Here is a 14,716-nt window from a genome sequence, read left to right as displayed (position 1 = left end):
TAAATAAGGAATCGACATGCCGCAATTGAAACGCATCGCCGCCATCGCGGTCCTGACCATGATCGCCGGTTCCGCCGTCGCCGGCCGCATCGAAGAGATCAAAGCGCGCGGCTACGTGCGGATCGGGGTTTCGCTCGGTGGCGAGCCGGTTGGATTCCGCAACGGGAAGAATGAGCCGGTCGGGTACGACGTCGATGTCGCCACGCAGCTCGCGGCCAGGCTCGGCGTGCCGGTGCGGTTCTCGGACGTTTCGGCGGACGCGCGCATCTCGATGCTGATGTCGAAGCAGCTGGACCTGGTGGTGGCCAACGTATCGATCACGCCGCAACGGGCGCGCGTGGTCGACTTTTCCAAGCCATACAACATGGCCGGGCTGCGCGTGATTGTGCAGAAAAGCGCCGGGATCAGGACATTGGCGGATCTGACGGGCAAACGTGTGGTGGTCGGTCGCGGCACCACGGCGGACGCCTTCCTGAAGCAGTCGGCGCCGCAGGCGATATTCGTCTATACCGACAATTTCGCGCCGGACGGCGTGCTGCTGCTCAAGCAAAAGCGCGTCGACGCCGGGATAGAGGATTCGTCGCTGCTCGATTACCTCGCCAGCAAGAACGACCAGCTCGGCGTGCTGCCGGGGATCCACGGCCAGACCCCGATCGGCATCGCCATGGCGAAGGGCGATCCGGAGCTGCTCAAGTTCGTCAATGGCTTCGTTGCCGATTACGTCAAGACGGGCGACTACGCCGTCAATTACCGCAAGTGGTGGGGAGAAAAAAGCGTGCCGCCGGCGTTGTAGTTCGCTTACGTGTGCACTAGCCCACAGACAGTCGCGGACGATCTTCCTATTCTTATCCGAGGAGTATCGCCCCCAATGAAAAAATACCGCAAGCAACCTTTCGATCCAGCCAACATCTGGCGTCCGCTCGGCCCAAGCCCGGAGACCGCGTGAACACCAACCACTGGTTCCTGCTGGTCGGCCTGCTGATGCTCGCGCGCGGCCTGGCGGCGACCACCATCTCGCGCTCGCCGTTCACATCGGCGATGGTCTATCTCGGCTTCGGCATCCTGCTCGGACCGACCGTGTTCAACATCCTCGACTTCGACCCGATGCTGCAATCGGACCTGCTGGAGGTACTGACCGAGATTGCCATCCTGATTTCGCTGTTCTCCGCCGGTATCAAGATGCCGGTGCCGTTCAAGCTGCGCCACTGGGACGCGCCGCTGCGGCTGGCCTGGGTCTCGATGACGTTGACGGTGGCGCTGGTGGCTGCCTTCGGCTTCTTCGTCCTCGGCCTGCCGCTGGGCGCCGGCATCCTGTTGGGCGGCATATTGGCACCGACCGATCCGGTGCTGGCCACCGACGTCCAGGTGCGCCACGCGGGCGACAAGGACCAGCTGCGCTTCACGCTCACCTGCGAGGCCGGCATGAACGACGGCAGCGCCTTCCCATTCGTGTTCCTCGGTCTGGCCATGCTGGGCATGGGCGACGACACCGGCGCGTATCACTGGCGCTGGTTCCTGGTCGACGTGGTCTGGGCGACCGGGGCGGCAATCGCCGTGGGCTACCTGGGCGGCACCCTGACGGCGCGCCTGGGCTGGCGCCTGCGCATCATCAAACCGCAGCACGAAATCATGGACGACCTGGTGGGACTGGGCCTGATCGCGGTGGTCTACGGCGTCTCCAGCCTGATACACGCGTGGGGCTTCCTGGCGGTGTTCTTCGCCGCCGTGGCGCTGCGCCAGACCGAGTTGGTGCTGGCCGGCGCGCCCAAGGACCGTCAAGGCTTGCTGGAGCAGGACGTGGCCAAATCGGCCGCCGCCAGGAGCAGCGAAACGCACGAAGTGCCGATGACCGTCAGCACCGAGTCGCTGGTATTCAAGGAGCACCTGGAACGCCTGTCCGAACTGACCCTGGTGCTGCTACTGGGCGGCATGATCTCGCTGCATAACATGGATTGGGATGCGGTCTGGATGGCCGCCTTCCTGTTCTTCATCGCGCGTCCGGCCAGCGTATTCCTCGGCCTGGCGGGCGGCGACACCAGCATGCGGCTACGCGCGATGACGGCGTGGTTCGGCGTGCGCGGCATCGGCTCCATCTACTACCTGATGTACGCGATCGAACAGGGGTTGGCACCGGACCTGGCGCAACGCCTGACGCACATTTCGCTGTTCGTCATCATGCTGTCGATCGTGGTCCATGGCTTGAGCGTCAAGCCGTTGATGGAAAGCGTGTGGCCCCGGCGCCAGTGAGCGGCCTACTCAAATACCTTCGAGACTAAGCGCGCGCACCGCGCCGCGCAGCAGCCCATGCAGGCGCACGCGTTCCTCGTGATCCATGTCGGGGAACATCTGCATCTCCACTTCCCTCACCTTGCCGTCGCATTGCGCCAGGATCGCGTGCCCGGCTTCCGTCAGCTGGATCTGGATGATGCGGCCGTGCGAGGGATCGGGCGTGCGCTCGATCCAGCCCTTCGCTTCAATCGACTTCACCATCTCGTTGGCCGATTGCGGCGACACCATCGTCCGCACCGCCAGCTGCGCATTCGATAACGCACCCTGCGCCCGGAACACCGACAACGCCGTGTACTGCGGCACCGTCACGCCGGCCGGCGCGCAACAATCGCGCAGGCGCTTGTTCAACACGTGATCGAGACGCCCCACAAGGTAGGCCAGCCCCAACGGTTTAGTGCTATCGGAAAAATCTGCTTTGACCATAAAAATTTTCTTGTAAAACAAAAGAGGTGGGTATAGTATAAGTCACATATCAGGTAGCCTGATACTTAAAACCAAACATTAGCGAACTAAAAGGAGACACATTGTATGTCCAAATATGAAGCCCGCTGGGAAACCGTCAAGGTCGATGTTGAAAAAGGTATCGGCTGGATCACCCTGAACCGCCCCGACAAGCGCAACGCCATGAGCCCGACCCTGAACCGCGAGATGATCGACGTTCTGGAAACGCTGGAACTGGACGAGGAGGCGCAAGTGATTGTGCTGACCGGCGCCGGCGACGCCTGGACCGCCGGCATGGACCTGAAAGAATACTTCCGCGAGAACGACGGCAAGCCGGAGATTTTCCAGGAGCGCCTGCGCCGCGACTGCTCGCAGTGGCAATGGAAGCTGCTGCGCATGTACAGCAAGCCGACCATCGCCATGGTCAACGGCTGGTGCTTCGGCGGCGCGTTCTCGCCGCTGGTCGCGTGCGACCTGGCCATCGCCGCCGACGAAGCGGTGTTCGGCCTGTCCGAGATCAACTGGGGCATCCCGCCCGGTAACCTGGTCAGCAAAGCCGTCGCCGACACCATGGGCCATCGCCAGGCGCTGCACTACATCATGACCGGCGACACCTTCACCGGCCAGGAAGCGGCCGCCATGGGCCTGATCAACAAGAGCGTGCCACGCGCCCAGCTGCGCGACGAAGTCATCGCGCTGGCCGAAAAACTGCTGGCCAAGGCGCCGACCGTGCTGCGCATCGCCAAGAACGGCTTCAAGCGCTGCCGCGAACTGAATTGGGACCAGAACGAAGACTACCTGTACGCAAAGGTCGACCAGTCCAACTACCGCGATCCGGAAAAAGGACGCGCGCAAGGCCTCAAGCAGTTCCTGGATGATAAGACGATCAAGCCAGGTCTGCAGACTTTCAAACGCGGCTAAACTCTACAATAAAAATAAAGGAGACAACCATGTTTGACACCGATCTGCTGATCGGCGGCCAAGGCGCCGCCGCCCAGGACAAAGCAAGCTTCGAACGGCGCAGCCCCGCCACCGGCGAAGTGGTCACCCGCGCCGCAGCCGCCCAACTGGCCGATGTCGACCGCGCAGTGAAGGCCGCGCAGGAAGCCTTTCCCGCATGGTCTGCGATGGCGCCCGGCGCCCGCCGCGCCCTGCTGCTTAAAGCCGCCGACACGATGGAAAAATACCGCGCCGAATTCGTCGCGCGCGGCGTCGCCGAAGCCGGCGGCAGCCCGATGTGGTACCAGTTCAATGTCACGCTCGCGGGGAACATGCTGCGCGAGGCGGCGTCGATGACCACCCAGATCAGCGGCGAGGTCATTCCGTCCGACGTCCCCGGCTCGATGGCCATGGGCCTGCGCCAGGCGTGCGGCGTGGTGGTCGGCCTGGCGCCGTGGAACGCCCCGATCATCCTGGGCACCCGCGCTATCGCCATGCCGCTCGCCTGCGGCAATACCGTGATCCTCAAAGCTTCCGAATTGTGCCCGGCGCTGCACCGCCTGATCGGCACCGTGTTCGAGGAAGCAGGGTTCGCGCCGGGCGTCGTCAACATCCTCACCAACGCGCCGCAGGATGCGCCGCAGGTAGTGGAGCGTTTGATCGCCGCGCCGGCCGTCCGCCGCGTCAACTTCACCGGTTCGACCAATGTCGGCCGCATCATCGCCCAGCATTGCGCCCGCCACCTGAAACCCGTTTTGCTGGAACTGGGCGGCAAGAACCCTCTGCTGATCCTGGACGACGCGGACCTGGACGAAGCCGTGGAAGCGGCCGCGTTCAGCGCCTTCTTCAACCAGGGCCAGATCTGCATGTCGGCCGACCGCATTTTGGTCGACAACAAAGTGGCGCCGGCCTTCCTGGAAAAACTAGCCGCCAAGACCGCGACGTTGAAAGCGGCGCAAAGCGACGCGCCGCTGTCCGGCATGATCGATCCATCGGCCACCACCCGCGTTGCCGCCATGCTGCAGGACGCCCGCGATCGCGGCGCCAAGGTCACGCAAAGCTCGGCCGAAGTGGTCGGCAACATCATGCAGCCGGCCATCGTCGACGGCGTCACGCCCGAAATGAAGGTCTATCAGGAGGAGTCGTTCGGCCCTATCGTCTCGATCCTGCGCTTCGACACCGACGAGGAAGCCATCGCGCTGGCCAACGACAGCGAGTACGGCCTGTCGTCGGCGGTCTTCAGCCGCGACATCGGCCGCGCGATGGCCGTCGCGCGCCGCATCGAATCGGGCATCTGCCACATCAATGGTCCGACCGTGCACGATGAGGCGCAAATGCCGTTCGGCGGCGTCAAAGGTAGTGGCTACGGGCGTTTCGGCGGCAAGGCGGCCATCGCCGAGTTCACGGAGCTGCGCTGGATCACGATCCAGACCACCTCGCGCCACTATCCGATCTGACAGGAGCTCCGCATGAATCAAGCATTGATTGCGGAGCAGCCCGGCGGCACGGCAAAGCGACGCCCGGTCAGATTGGGCAATCCGCAGATCGCGGCCTACCAGGCCGACGGCCTGTGGCACGTGGACGCCGTCACGCCGCTGGAGGCGTTCCCGTCGCGCTTTACCGACCGCCTGGAATCGGGCGCCGCCGCCCACCCGGAGCGTACCCTGGTCGCGCGCCGCGCGGCCGATGGCGACGGCGCCGGCGAATGGATACGGCTGTCGTACGCCGAAGTGCTGCGCCGCGCCCGCAGCATCGGCCAGGCGCTGCTCGATCGCGGCCTGTCGGCCGAACGTCCGCTGGTGATCCTGTCCGGTAACGACCTGGAACACTTCCAGCTCGCGCTGGGAGCCATGTACGCCGGCATTCCCTATGCACCGGTGTCGCCATCGTATTGTCTGGTGGCGACCGATTTCACCAAGCTGTCGGAAATGCTGGCCAAGCTGACGCCAGGCGCGCTGTTCGCCTGCGATGGCGCCGCCTACACCCGCGCCATCCAGGCGGTGATGCCGGCCGACGTGGAACTGATACTGGCCCACGGCGAAGTCCCGGGCCAGCAGTCCACCAGCTTCCAGTCGCTGCTCGACACGGCGCCGTCGACCGTCGAAGCGGCGCATGCCGCCGTCGGCGTCGACACGGTCGCCAAGTTCCTGTTCACCTCCGGCTCGATCAAAAAACCGAAAGCGGTCACCACCACCCACGGTATGTTGTGCAGCAATCAGCAGATGCTGCTGCAAACCTTTCCGTTCATGGGCGACGAACCGCCGGTGCTGCTGGACTGGCTGCCATGGAACCACACCTTCGGCGGCAGCCACAATGTCGGCATCGTGCTGTATAACGGCGGCACCCTGTACCTGGACGACGGCAAGCCGACCCCGCGCGACTTCCCCACCACCCTGAGGAACCTGCGCGAGATCGCGCCGACGATGTATTTCAATATCCCGAAAGGGTTCGAGATGCTGACCGACGCGATGAAGACCGACGCCCAACTGAGCGCCAACTTCTTCTCGCGCGTGAAGCTGTTCCTGTGCGCCGGCGCCGGCCTGTCGCAGGCGGCCTGGGACAGGCTGGACAACGCCGCCATCGCCGAAACCGGCGAGTCTGTACGCATCATCACGGGCTTGGGCATGACGGAGACGTCGCCGTCGTGCACCTTCGGCACCGGCTCCATCATCAAGGCCGGCTATGTCGGCGTACCGGCGCCGGGCTGCAAGGTCAAGCTGGTGCCGTTCGGCGACAAGCTGGAAGCGCGCTTCAGCGGCCCGCACGTGATGCCGGGCTACTGGCGCGCGCCGGACTTGAACGCCGCCGTCTTCGACGAGGATGGCTACTACTGCACCGGCGACGCCCTGCGCTTCGTCGACCCGGAAAAGCCGGAACTGGGCTTCATGTTCGACGGCCGCATCGCCGAGGACTTCAAGCTCAGTACCGGCACCTTCGTCAGCGTCGGTCCGCTGCGCGCGAAGGTGATCAGTGCCGCCGCGCCGTATGTGCTGGACGCGGTGGTCACCGGCATCGACCGCAACGCCATCGGCCTGCTGCTGTTCCCGCGCATGGAGCATTGTCAGGTGCTGTCGGAACTGGGCCCGGACGCCAGCGCCGCCGAAGTGCTGGCCAGCGCGCCGGTGCGGGCCTGGTTCGCGCGCCTGCTCAAGTTGTTGAACCAGGACGCCAGCGGTTCGTCGATGCGCATCGACCGCCTGCTGCTGCTACCCGAACCGCCGTCCGTCGATCATCGCGAGATGACCGACAAGGGTTCGATCAACCAGTCGGCGGTGCTGACACGGCGCGCGGCGGTCGTCGAGGCGCTGTATGAAGGCACCGATCCACAAGTAATCATCGCGGCATAAACCAAAAAAGACGGAGACAAGCAATGAAACTTAAAAAACTGGCCAACATCGGCATCGTCGTCAGCGTGGCCTTGATCGGCACCGGTGTAGCGCAGGCTCAGGACACCATCAAGGTCGGCGTCATCGCCGCGCTGACCGGGCCTTTCGCCAACACCGGCAAGCCGTTCGAGGATGGCATCAAGACCTATATGCAGCAGTACGGCGCCACCGTGGCGGGCAAGAAGATCGAGATCATCTACCGCGACGACGGCGGCACCAACGCCGACATGTCCAAGCGCGCCGCCCAGGAGCTGATCTCTCGGGACAAGGTCAGCTTCCTGATCGGCTTCTCGCTGACGCCTAGCGCGCTGGCGGTGGCGCCGATCGCCACCCAGGCCAAGATTCCGATGATCGTCATGAACGCCGTCACCACCGGCATCACCGCCAAGTCGCCGTACATGCTGCGCACCAGTATGACGATGCAGCAGATGACCGAGCCTTTCGGCACCTGGACCGCCCAGAACAAGGTCGGCAAGGTTTACACGCTGGTGAGCGACTACAGCACCGGCATCGACGCCGAGGCCCGCTTCGGCAAGGGTTTCACCGCCGGCGGCGGCAAGCTGGTTGGCGCGTCGCGCGTGCCGTTGGCCAATCCGGACTACTCGCCGTTCATACAGCGCATCAAGGACGAGAAGCCGGACGCGCTGTTCTTCTTCGCTCCCGGCGCCGAAGACGGCACCGCCCTGCTCAAGGCCTTCAGCGACAAGGGTCTGGACAAGGCCGGCATCAAATTCCTGGGCGTGGGCGACATGACCAGCGACCATCCGACGCTGGAAGCGCTGGGCGACCGCGCGCTGGGCGCCATCACGGTGCTGAACTACTCGACGGCGCTGGACAACGCCACCAACAAATCCTTCCTGACCGCCTACGCAGCCGCCCTGCCGAACGCGCGTCCGCCGACCTTCGTCACCGTGGCCGCGTACGACACGATGGCCATGCTGTACGAAACCATCCGCAAGCTGAACGGCAAGGTCACCGGCGACACCGCCATGAAGGTATTGTCGGGCATGAAGCTGGACAGCCCGCGCGGCCCGATCAGCATCGACCCGGCCTCGCGCGATATCGTGCAGAACATGTACGTCCGTGAGGTCAAGAAGGTCAACGGCAAGCTGGTCAACCAGCCGATCAGCACGCTCAAAGACGTGATGCCGAATTAGGTTTCGTTCCAACCCGCTCCACCCAGCACCACCCCGCTTCACCCCCAGGCAGGTCCCGACGCAGCCATCAGAACGCTGCGCGGGACCCGCACGTCCATCGCTTTGCAAGAACAGAGGAGACAACTCGCATGAAAAGCCGCGACACCAACCCAACCACAGCCCCGATACCGCCGCTCGCCACCGCCATCGCGGCGGCATTGCTGCTAAGCGCATGCGCCGGCGGCGGCGACAGCCTCGACAGTACCGGCCTGCCGCGTCTGGCGGCCGCCACCGGCGCAGCGCTGCCCTCCTGCACCGATCTGGTCACCAAGGTCCAGCTCGCCAACACCACCATCACCGGCGCCAACAGCATCGCCGCCGGCACCCTGCGGGTGGCCGGCAAACCAGTCCCGGCCCATTGCCAGGTGACCGGCCGCATGTTCGACCGCGTCAGCACCGTCGACGGCGCCCGCTACGCGATCGGCTTCGAGATGCGCCTGCCGCTGAACTGGAACGGCCGCTTCTTCTATCAAGGCAACGGCGGCCTGGACGGCTCGATCGTCCCCGCCACCGGACAGGTCGGCGGCGGCGGTCCGCTGGACAGCGCGCTTAACATGGGCTTTGCCGTCATCAGTTCCGACGCCGGCCACGGCGCGCCTAATCCCGCCTTCGGCATCGATCCGCAAGCGCGCCTCGACTACGGCTACCAGGCGGCCGGCAAGCTGACGCCGATGGCCAAGAACCTGATCCAGATCGCTTACGGCAAGGCGCCGGAGCGGTCCTACTACGGCGGCTGCTCCAATGGCGGGCGACATGCGATGGTGGCCGCAGCCCGCTTCGCCGATCAATACGACGGCTTCCTGGTCGGCAATCCGGGCTTCCGCCTGCCGCTGGCGGCGATCGCCAACATTGCCGGCGCACAGGCCTACAATGCGCTCGCCACCACGCCGGGCGACCTGTCGACCGGTTTCACCAAGGCCGAACGCACCACAGTCGAGAACGCCGTGCTGGCGAAATGCGACGCGCTCGACGGCGCCGCCGACGGCTTGATCCAGAACACGCAGGCGTGCCAGGCGGCCTTCAACCTTGATCGCGACGTGCCGACCTGCACGGGCGCGCGCAACGGCAGCTGCCTGAGCGCTGCGCAAAAAACCACCATCGGCGGCTTGTTCTCGGGCGCGACCACCAGTGCCGGGACGAAGTTCTATTCGAGCTGGCCGTACGACGCCGGCCTCTCGACGGGCGGCTGGGCCGACTGGAAGTTCAACAGCCCGCTGACCCGCGACTCAGGCGCCGTCGGACTGATCTGGCAGGCGCCGCCGGAAAGCCTGGCGACCTTCAACGGTCCGCAGTTCGCGCTGACCGGCAACGTCGACAACATGCTGGCCAGGGTCGGCGCCACTACCTCCGTGTACACGGAAAGCGCGCTGTCGTTCATGCTGCCGCCCAACCCGACCAACCTCGGCATCTTGAAAAGCCGTGGCGGCAAGATGATGGTGTACCACGGCACCGCCGATCCGATCTTTTCCAGCGACGACACCACCGCCTGGTATGACGGCTTGCGCGCGGCCAATGGCGGCGACGCCTCGAACTTCGCCCGTTTCTTCCGCGTGCCGGGCATGAACCACTGCAGCGGCGGCCCGTCGGCGGAGCAGTTCGACATGCTGACGCCGCTGGTCGCGTGGGTCGAACGCGGCCAGGCGCCGGACAACGTCATCGCCAGCGTGCGCGGCGCCGGCAATGCGGGAGGCGCCAATGCCGACGTGCCGGCCAACTGGTCGCCAAACCGCACCCGTCCGCTGTGCCCGTATCCGAAGGCCGCCAAGTACAAAGGCAGCGGCAACATCGAGGATGCCGCCAGCTTCAGCTGCGAGTGATACTTTGGAAGGGGCGCGGCTCGGGAGCTTCGCCCCATCAGAAGTGACGTACGGCGGATTACGCGCTGCGCGCTAATCCGCCCCACGGTTCTTCGTAGATGCCTTGAGTGCCCGTGACAAGTACGGCGCCGTGCGACTACGCTTGTCCTTCGCCAACTGGTCCGGCGGGCCGGCGGCGACGATCGCACCGCCCTCCTCGCCCGCGCCCGGGCCGACGTCGATCACCCAGTCGCTGTCGGCCAGCACCTGCATATTGTGCTCGACCACCACCACGGTGTTGCCGGCATCAACCAGCCCATGCAACTGCGTCATCAGCAACTCGATGTCGGACGGATGCAAACCCGTGGTCGGTTCATCCAGCACGTACAAGGTGTCGCCACGGCTGGCGCGCTGTAGTTCGGTGGCCAGCTTGATGCGCTGCGCCTCGCCGCCGGACAGCTCCGTGGCCGGCTGCCCGAGACGCAGATAGCCCAGTCCCACCGCGCGCAGCACATCCAGCGCATGTCGCAGCGGCGCCTCTTCGGCGAAGAACTCCCACGCCGCGTCCACCGTCATCTGTAACACCTCGGCGATATTGCGGTCGCGGTAGCGCACCGCCAGCGTATCCGGGTTATAGCGCGCGCCCTCGCATTCCGGACACGGCGCATAGACACTCGGCAGGAACAGCAATTCGACCATGACAAACCCCTCGCCCGCGCAGTTCGGACAACGGCCTTTGGCGACATTGAACGAGAAGCGCCCCGCGTCGTAATGCCGGGCGCGGGCCGACTTGGTGGCCGCAAACAGCTTGCGCACATGATCGAACAAACCGGTATACGTGGCCAGGTTGGAACGCGGCGTGCGTCCGATGGGCCGCTGGTCGACCTGCACCAGCCTTCGAACACCCTCCATGCCGGCGACGATGCGGCCGCGCACATCGCCGCCGGCCGTATCGTCCAGCGCCGCCTCGACCAAATCGGTGTCGGCGTCGCTGGCGGGCGCGTTTTGCCCCAACTGTTCCAGCACCAGTTGAACCAGCGCCTGACTCACGAGGCTTGACTTTCCGGAGCCGGAAACGCCGCTCACGCTGGTCAGCACGCCCAGCGGAAAATCGGCGTCGACGCCATGCAGATTATTGCGCTCGACACCGCGCAACCGCAACCAGTCGGCCGGGGCGCGCACCGTGCGCGGCGAGCGCTCGACACGCTCGAACAGATACCGCGCGGTACGCGACTCTTCCACGCCGGCCAGTCCGTCCGGCGCGCCGCTGTACAGTATGCGGCCTCCCTGTTGGCCCGCCTTTGGCCCGACATCGACAATCCAGTCGGCGTGCCGTATCACATCCAGCGCGTGCTCGACGACGAACAACGAATTGCCGGCCGCCTTGAGCCGGTCCAATGCCCGCAGCAGCGCCTCGGTATCGACCGGATGCAGGCCGGCCGACGGCTCGTCCAGCACATAGACCACGCCGAATAAGCTGGACCTCACCTGTGTCGCCAGGCGCAGCCTTTGCAGCTCGCCGGGCGACAACGTCGGCGTGCCGCGTTCGAGGCTCAAATAACCCAATCCAAGGTCCAGCAGCACGGCGAGCCGCGCCACCAGATCCTGGGCGATGCGCTGCGTGACGATCGCTTTTTCCGGATGGCGCTCGGCGTCCTTCGCCTTGGCCTTGGTCCTCGCGGCCGGCGGCTTGCCCTCCGCGTAAGGCGCCAGCAACTGCGCCAACCGCTGCAAGGGCAGGCGCCCGATCTCGGTGATATCGTGGCCGCAGAACGTCACCGACAGCGATTCCGTGCGCAGCCGCTTGCCGTCGCAGGTCGGGCAATCCATGCCCACCAGGTACTGCGACACGCGCTTCTTCATGATCGCGCTCTCGGTGCCGGCGAACGTCTGCAGCACGTACTTGCGCGCACCGGTGAAGGTGCCCTGGTAGCTCGGCGTCTCCTTGCGCTTGTGCGCGCGCCGCGCCTCGGCCGGGGTCAGTCCCGCGTACACCGGCACGGTGGGCTGCTCGTCGGTGAACAAAATCCAGTCACGCTGCTTTTTGGGCAGCTCGCGCCACGGGGTGTCGACGTCGTAGCCGAGCGTCACCAGGATATCGCGCAGATTCTGTCCGTGCCAGGCGGTGGGCCATGCAGCCACCGCCCGTTCGCGTATCGTCAGGCTATCGTCCGGCACCATCGAGCGCTCGGTCGCCTCGTACACCCGGCCCAGTCCATGACACTGCGGACACGCTCCCTGCGGCGTGTTGGGCGAGAACGATTCGGCGTACAGCAGCTCCTGGCCGGGCGGATAGTCGCCGGCGCGCGAGTACAACATGCGCAGCGAATTGGACAAGGTGCTGACACTGCCGACCGATGAACGGGTCGTCGGCGCGCCGCGCTGCTGCTGCAACGCCACCGCCGGCGGCAGGCCGTCGATGGCGTCGACCTCCGGCACCGCCATCTGATGGAACAGGCGCCGCGCATAAGGCGACACCGATTCGAGATAGCGCCGCTGCGCTTCCGCATACAAGGTGCCGAACGCCAGCGACGATTTGCCGGAGCCGGAGACGCCGGTGAACACCACCAGCGCGTTGCGCGGAATATCGACATCGACGTTCTGCAGATTGTGCTCGCGCGCGCCGCGCACGCGGACGTAGCCCGCGTCGGCGGTCTCGATGGCTGAGCGGGTCTGTTCGCCGGGGCTTGAAGGGCGGTGCTTGGCCATAAAACGTTCCTATAGTAATTTATCCCAGCATCATCGATTCCGGGAAATTAGTATGTACGGCAACGTACCGGATGGCCAACTGGAGCCATCGTTGCCAATCTACAAGACTTAGGAAGACGCGTGCGCTCCGTCCCCGTTACCAGCGATAAACTGCACTGATCCAATCATTGAAACAGGAATTCAATCATGGCCAAAACAGTCGCCGAAGTCGTTATCGAAACCTTGCAGCAAGCCGGGGCCAAACATTGCTGGGGCATTCCCGGCGATTCGCTGAACTACATCACCGACGCCATTCGCGTCAGCGAGATCGAATGGGTGCATGTGCGGCACGAGGAGGCAGGCGGTTTCGCCGCCGGCGCCGAGGCCATCGTCGCCAACCGCCTGACCTTGTGCGCCGGCTCCTGCGGGCCGGGCAGCCTGCATTTCATCAACGGCTTGTTCGAGGCGCACCGCAACCGCTCGCCGGTGGTGCTGATCGCCAGCCAGATCACCCGCGACGAGCTGGGGACCGACTTCCCGCAGGAGGTCGACTACAAGCCGATCTACGACCAATGCAGCGTGTTTTGCCAAGAGATCCGCACGCCGGCCCACGCCAGGCGCATCACCACCATGGCGGCGCAGGCGGCCATGACCAAGGGCGGCGTGGCGGTGATCATCCTGCCGGTCGACCTGTCCAAGGAATCGGCGGTCGACGAGCCGCACTTCTCGGTCCACCTGCCGCAGCCGCAAAGCCGGCCCTCGGACACGGAAATGAACCGCATCGCCGAAATCATCAACGACGGCAAAAAGGTGGCGATCTACGCGGGTTCCGGTTGCGAAGGCGCGCACGGGCCGCTGATGGCGCTGGCCGAGCGTATCAAGGCGCCGATCGCGCACACCTCGCGCGCCAAGGATTTCGTCGAGTACAACAATCCCTATAACGTCGGCATGACCGGCATCTTCGGCATCGACTCCGGCTACCACGCGGTGACCGAGTGCGACACCCTGCTGCTGCTTGGATGCGACTTCGCCTGGCGCCAGTACTACCCCGCGCACGCGCGCATCATCCAGATCGACATCGACCCCACCCACCTGGGACGGCGCCACCCGGTGGAAGTGGGCGCCGTCGGCGACATCGCCACCACCCTGGCGGCGCTGCTGCCGCGCGTGCAGGTGCGCGGCGACCGCGAATTCCTCGACCACTGCGTCGAACGGCACCACAAGGCGGTCGAACACCTGAACGAGCGCGCCACGCCGGGCGACGGCGGCACGATCCGCCCGCAGTACCTGACCGCGATGATCGACAAGCACGCCGACGACGACTGCATCTTCACCGCCGACGGCGGCTCGCCGATGGTGTGGGTGCTGCGCCATACCCGTGCCACCGGCAAGCGCCGCACCCTGGTCAGCCTGACCCACGGCACCATGGCCAACGCCATGCCGCAGGCGCTGGGCGCGAAGAAGGCGTTCCCGCAGCGCCAGGTGATCTCGCTGTCCGGCGACGGTGGACTGACGATGATGATGGGCGACTTGATCACGGCGGTACAGGAGAACATCGCCATCAAGGTCGCCGTCTACAACAACGGCTCGCTGGGCTTCGTCGAACTGGAACAAAAGGTCGAGGGCCTGCTCGACGCCTACACCGAGCTGAAAAATCCGAACTTCGCGGCGGTGGCGGAGGCGATCGGCATCTACGGCCGCCGCGTCGAATCGGCGGCCGAACTCGAATCGGAGGTGCAGGCCTGGCTGGCGCACCCGGGTCCGGCCTTGCTTGACGTGACGACCGACCGCTTCGAACTGGTCATGCCGCCGAACATACAGGCTTCCCAGGTCCTGGGCACGGCGCTGTACTCGGTCAAGGCGGTGCTCAGTGGTCGGGGTAGCGATGTGGTCGACATGATCAAGGACAATTTCGTCAAATAAGCACCCCTCCAACACCAAATGTTTGCGGTCAACATTTTTTGACAACTTTATGTTGACA

The 14,716-nt window shown here is 65.0% G+C and carries 10 protein-coding genes; 8 read left to right on the top strand and 2 right to left on the bottom strand.

Going from position 1 to position 14,716, the window contains the following annotated elements; all coding sequences use genetic code 11:
• Nucleotides 1–16 precede the first annotated feature (16 nt).
• Together NHH73_15660 and NHH73_15655 are read left to right on the top strand one after the other, a co-directional pair.
• The gene (locus NHH73_15660; GenBank protein USX24066.1) at nt 17–793 is read left to right on the top strand and encodes a transporter substrate-binding domain-containing protein; all 777 of its coding nucleotides are present in this window, start codon (nt 17–19) and stop codon (nt 791–793) included.
• Nucleotides 794–942: 149 nt separating this feature from the next.
• The gene (locus NHH73_15655; GenBank protein USX24065.1) at nt 943–2,247 is read left to right on the top strand and encodes a sodium:proton antiporter; all 1,305 of its coding nucleotides are present in this window, start codon (nt 943–945) and stop codon (nt 2,245–2,247) included.
• A 9-nt stretch (nt 2,248–2,256) separates the two neighbouring features.
• Here NHH73_15655 and NHH73_15650 read toward each other — a convergent pair whose 3' ends face one another.
• On the bottom strand, nt 2,257–2,712 hold the full coding sequence (locus NHH73_15650) for a MarR family transcriptional regulator (protein USX24064.1): 456 nt from the start codon (nt 2,710–2,712) through the stop codon (nt 2,257–2,259).
• 105 nt (nt 2,713–2,817) lie between these two features.
• Between NHH73_15650 and NHH73_15645 the strand changes: the two genes are divergently transcribed.
• The 5 genes from NHH73_15645 (at nt 2,818) to NHH73_15625 (ending at nt 10,068) form a co-directional block, all read left to right on the top strand.
• On the top strand, nt 2,818–3,651 hold the full coding sequence (locus NHH73_15645; protein ID USX24063.1) for a p-hydroxycinnamoyl CoA hydratase/lyase: 834 nt from the start codon (nt 2,818–2,820) through the stop codon (nt 3,649–3,651).
• Between the two features lie 29 nt (nt 3,652–3,680).
• The gene (locus NHH73_15640; protein USX24062.1) at nt 3,681–5,126 is read left to right on the top strand and encodes an aldehyde dehydrogenase; all 1,446 of its coding nucleotides are present in this window, start codon (nt 3,681–3,683) and stop codon (nt 5,124–5,126) included.
• Between the two features lie 12 nt (nt 5,127–5,138).
• Complete coding sequence (locus NHH73_15635; protein USX24061.1) at nt 5,139–7,016, top strand: feruloyl-CoA synthase; 1,878 nt, start codon at nt 5,139–5,141, stop codon at nt 7,014–7,016.
• A gap of 23 nt (nt 7,017–7,039) precedes the next feature.
• A complete protein-coding gene (locus NHH73_15630) occupies nt 7,040–8,212 on the top strand; it encodes an ABC transporter substrate-binding protein (GenBank protein USX24060.1) in 1,173 nt (390 codons plus the stop codon).
• 128 nt (nt 8,213–8,340) lie between these two features.
• On the top strand, nt 8,341–10,068 hold the full coding sequence (locus NHH73_15625; protein ID USX24059.1) for a tannase/feruloyl esterase family alpha/beta hydrolase: 1,728 nt from the start codon (nt 8,341–8,343) through the stop codon (nt 10,066–10,068).
• A gap of 72 nt (nt 10,069–10,140) precedes the next feature.
• Here NHH73_15625 and NHH73_15620 read toward each other — a convergent pair whose 3' ends face one another.
• On the bottom strand, nt 10,141–12,756 hold the full coding sequence (locus NHH73_15620; protein ID USX24058.1) for an excinuclease ABC subunit UvrA: 2,616 nt from the start codon (nt 12,754–12,756) through the stop codon (nt 10,141–10,143).
• Nucleotides 12,757–12,942: 186 nt separating this feature from the next.
• Between NHH73_15620 and NHH73_15615 the strand changes: the two genes are divergently transcribed.
• Nucleotides 12,943–14,658, top strand: a complete 1,716-nt coding sequence (locus NHH73_15615) for a thiamine pyrophosphate-binding protein (GenBank protein ID USX24057.1) — start codon at nt 12,943–12,945, stop codon at nt 14,656–14,658.
• Nucleotides 14,659–14,716: the final 58 nt, after the last annotated feature.

This window comes from Oxalobacteraceae bacterium OTU3CINTB1 (genome assembly GCA_024123955.1).
Taxonomy (GTDB): Bacteria; Pseudomonadota; Gammaproteobacteria; order Burkholderiales; family Burkholderiaceae_D; genus Rugamonas.
The sequence above is the reverse complement of the archived record's forward strand: the minus strand, read 5'-3'. Positions and strand labels throughout refer to the sequence as shown.

What these genes read in the sequence shown, in the direction of transcription:
- NHH73_15650 (USX24064.1), bottom strand. Translation starts at nt 2,712, where the DNA reads ATGGTCAAAGCAGATTTTTCCGATAGCACTAAACCGTTGGGGCTGGCC.
- NHH73_15630 (USX24060.1), top strand. Translation starts at nt 7,040, where the DNA reads ATGAAACTTAAAAAACTGGCCAACATCGGCATCGTCGTCAGCGTGGCC.
- NHH73_15640 (USX24062.1), top strand. Translation starts at nt 3,681, where the DNA reads ATGTTTGACACCGATCTGCTGATCGGCGGCCAAGGCGCCGCCGCCCAG.
- NHH73_15620 (USX24058.1), bottom strand. Translation starts at nt 12,756, where the DNA reads ATGGCCAAGCACCGCCCTTCAAGCCCCGGCGAACAGACCCGCTCAGCC.
- NHH73_15660 (USX24066.1), top strand. Translation starts at nt 17, where the DNA reads ATGCCGCAATTGAAACGCATCGCCGCCATCGCGGTCCTGACCATGATC.
- NHH73_15615 (USX24057.1), top strand. Translation starts at nt 12,943, where the DNA reads ATGGCCAAAACAGTCGCCGAAGTCGTTATCGAAACCTTGCAGCAAGCC.
- NHH73_15635 (USX24061.1), top strand. Translation starts at nt 5,139, where the DNA reads ATGAATCAAGCATTGATTGCGGAGCAGCCCGGCGGCACGGCAAAGCGA.
- NHH73_15645 (USX24063.1), top strand. Translation starts at nt 2,818, where the DNA reads ATGTCCAAATATGAAGCCCGCTGGGAAACCGTCAAGGTCGATGTTGAA.
- NHH73_15625 (USX24059.1), top strand. Translation starts at nt 8,341, where the DNA reads ATGAAAAGCCGCGACACCAACCCAACCACAGCCCCGATACCGCCGCTC.